Below are 2,979 nucleotides of genomic sequence, written 5' to 3'. Positions count from 1 at the left end.
GTGCTGCTTGTGGGGGGGGGTGTGGTGGGCGCCGCTCCGGGGGCTGTGGGTGTGGTTCTCGTTCGTGCTACCACCCACCCCTCCCCCTCCTCCGGCGCCCGCGCGAACGCGAGACTCGGCACGTATCCCCAAGGAGGTCCCCAGATGTCCCGCACCATCGTCGTCGGTGTCGACGGCTCGCCCGAAAGCCTCGCCGCGGCCGAGTGGGCAGCCGGTGAAGCCCGGCGCACGGACGCCCGGCTGCACGTCGTGCACGCCTGGCTGTGGCATCCCTACGTGTACGGCCTTCCGGCCGGCGTCGCGGTTCCGCCGCCCTCGGAGGACCCGCAGCGCGAATGGGCCGAACGCCTGCCGCGGGAGACCGCGGCCAAGCTGGCCGCGGACCACCCCGGTCTGTCCGCCACGGCCGAACGCATCGCCGAGCAGCCGGTCACCGCGCTGCCGGCAGCCGCCGAGGACGCCGAGCTGCTGGTGCTCGGGTCCAGGGGCCTCGGCGGAGTGGCCGGCTTCCTGACCGGGTCCGTCGCGCAGGCCGTGGTGGCCCGGAGCCGGACGCCGATCGTTCTCGTACGAGCCGACGCGCGGCCCGCCGAGGACGCCGCCGGCGAGGAGGTCGTGCTCGGGCTCGACCTGGAGCACCCGGACGCCGCCGTGATCGGGTTCGCCTTCCGGGCGGCGGCCCACAGGGTGACGGACCTGCACGTCATCCACGGCTGGAGCCTGCCGCCGTACTACGGCTACAGCGGAGCCTTCGACGCGGGCCTCAACGCGGACCTGCTCACCGAGGCGCAGCGCCAACTCACCGATGTACTGACCCCCTGGCGGGAGAAGTTCCCCGCGGTCGAGGTCCGCCAGGAGGCCGTGATCGGCGGCGCGGGGCCCCATCTCGTGGAGGCCTCGCGGACCGCCGCGCTGGTCGTGGTCGGCCGCCGGAACCGGCGGTCCGCGGTGGGCGGCCACGTCGGTCCGGTGACCCAAGCGGTACTGCACCACTCCACGGCACCGGTGGCGGTGATCCCGCACGACTGACCGCTCGGTCACCGAACCTGTGTCAGGGCGTCTTGTGCCCCCACTGCGGTCCCAGCCGTTCCCACTCGCGTTCCCACCGGTTGTAGCGTCCCTGGTCGAGCCGCCACCGGGCGAGGCCGCCGGCGCCGAAGACCAGACCGCACAGGGCCACGGCGGCGCCGATGCCCAGCAGGGTGGACTCGGTGGCCGCGGCGCTCGTGGTCGGCGGTGCCGTGGTGGGCCGGCCCTGCGCGTCCAGCCAGATCACCACGTGCGATCCGGCCTTCTGCCCGGATTCCACCAGGGCACTGCCGACGCGGGGTGCCCCGTTCGCGGCCGTCCATCTGACCGTCGCCCGGACGTGGTCGTAGACCGCGCCCTCCCCGGCGGGTACCGCCGATCCCGTACCGGCGACCAGGACGGCCGGGACGGCGTGCCGATCGTGGCGCAGCGTCGTGAAGGATTCCTCGGCGGCGTGGGCCGTGACCAGACCGGCGAGGGTGCCGCCCAGCACCATCACCGTCCAGACGATCAACACGATCCACGCCTCGAATACGTCGTCACGGCGACGCAGCGGATTCCTCCGCCAGCGCCAGCACCACTGCCTCGCACCCTGTGCTCCGCGCATGGCACCGCACCTCCTCGTTACACCCCAACAGTGCAAGCGGATCGCTGCGCGCGCGAGCGGTGGCAGAGGTCGTCCGGCCCCGCGATGGGACCCGATCGGCCCATGCGCGCAGCATCTTCCCCGGTCAGGGTGGATGTACGAGGTCGATTCACGTGCTGAACGAGCCGTTGGCGAGGCAATGCCCGTCCTGGCCGTCGGGACGTTCCGCTCGTCGGGACACTCCGCTCGTGGAGCCCTCCACCCACGGGGACGCCCCGCCGGAAGGGAGTGATGGTCATGTCCGAACAGACACGAAGCGTCATGGTGGAAGAGACGCCAGGGGCGGCCGGGGCGGGCGACGTCGGGCGGCGTATCGCCGCTCGTCGCGAGGAACTCGGCCTGACCCGGCAGGACGCGGCCCTCCGCGCGGGCATCGCGGCCGGCTACCTCCGGTACCTGGAGCAGCAGCCCAGCGCGACCCCCGGGACGAGCGCCCTGATCCGGATCGCGGACGCCCTCGACACCAGCGTCGCCGCACTGCACGGCGGCGGGGCCGGCCTGCCGCCGGGCGCCGGGCGGGCCGCCGGTCACTCCGAGCTGATCGAACTCGACCCCACGGAGTGCCGGGCACGGCTGTCGACGCACGGCGTCGGAAGGATCGCCGCCCACACGACCGGGGGACTGGTCGTCCTTCCCGTCAACTACTGCGTCGTCGACGGGGCGGTCGGTTTCAGGACGGCGCCCGGTTCGGTACTCGCCGCGGCGGTCGGGGCCCGCGTCGCCTTCGAGGTGGATCACATCGACGAGGCCCTCAGCCAGGGCTGGAGCGTGCTCGTCCAGGGACGCGCCCGTGCCGTGAACGGCGCCGACGTCGTCCGGCGGCTCGACGCCCTCGCCCACAGCCGCCCCTGGGCCGGGGGCGCGGAGCGCGACCTGTGGGTACTCGTCGACGAGGAAAGGATCTCGGGCCGCCGGATCGCCGCCCGCTGACGGCAGACCCGGGTCCCTCGACGCGGGCCCCGGGGGCGCCACCGGTACGAAGCCCTGGGCACCCCCTTCCCCCTGCGGGACAACCCCGTGCCCGAACCCGCCCTGACCGAACGCGTCCGGGGCCGGTTCAGGTCCCACGGACTCGCCGCCGAGTGACGTCGCACGGGGAAAATCCAGTGCTGCTCCACCGAGCCCCGGGGCAGGATGCCCCCCCGTGAACCACGTCCTGAGCGGTCTCGCCGCCAACCCGTCGCTGCCGCCCGAGGGGATGGCGCGACTCGTTACCGGGGCCGATAAGACCTGCACAAGCGCCGGTTGAGACGCGCGGCGGTCACGACGGGGCGGGCCGCACATCCGTCACCACGGATGTGCGG

At 73.6% G+C, this 2,979-nt stretch carries 3 protein-coding genes; 2 read left to right on the top strand and 1 reads right to left on the bottom strand.

The annotated features are described in order from the left end of the window. Nucleotides 1–144: 144 nt before the first annotated feature. Nucleotides 145–1,029, top strand: a complete 885-nt coding sequence (locus ACFXGX_RS27675) for a universal stress protein (protein WP_384796044.1) — start codon at nt 145–147, stop codon at nt 1,027–1,029. A gap of 22 nt (nt 1,030–1,051) precedes the next feature. Here the strand turns inward: ACFXGX_RS27675 and ACFXGX_RS27670 are convergent, their stop codons facing one another. Further along, a complete protein-coding gene (locus ACFXGX_RS27670) occupies nt 1,052–1,636 on the bottom strand; it encodes a hypothetical protein (protein ID WP_384796042.1) in 585 nt (194 codons plus the stop codon). A gap of 276 nt (nt 1,637–1,912) precedes the next feature. Between ACFXGX_RS27670 and ACFXGX_RS27665 the strand changes: the two genes are divergently transcribed. Beyond that, on the top strand, nt 1,913–2,605 hold the full coding sequence (locus ACFXGX_RS27665; RefSeq protein ID WP_384796040.1) for a helix-turn-helix domain-containing protein: 693 nt from the start codon (nt 1,913–1,915) through the stop codon (nt 2,603–2,605). The last annotated feature ends 374 nt before the right edge of the window (nt 2,606–2,979 follow it).

It is taken from the genome of Streptomyces sp. NPDC059371, from assembly GCF_042751995.1.
In the GTDB taxonomy this organism is placed as follows: domain Bacteria; phylum Actinomycetota; class Actinomycetes; order Streptomycetales; family Streptomycetaceae; genus Streptomyces.
Note: the sequence above shows the minus strand (reverse complement) of the source record. Positions and strands in the feature narration are given on the sequence as shown.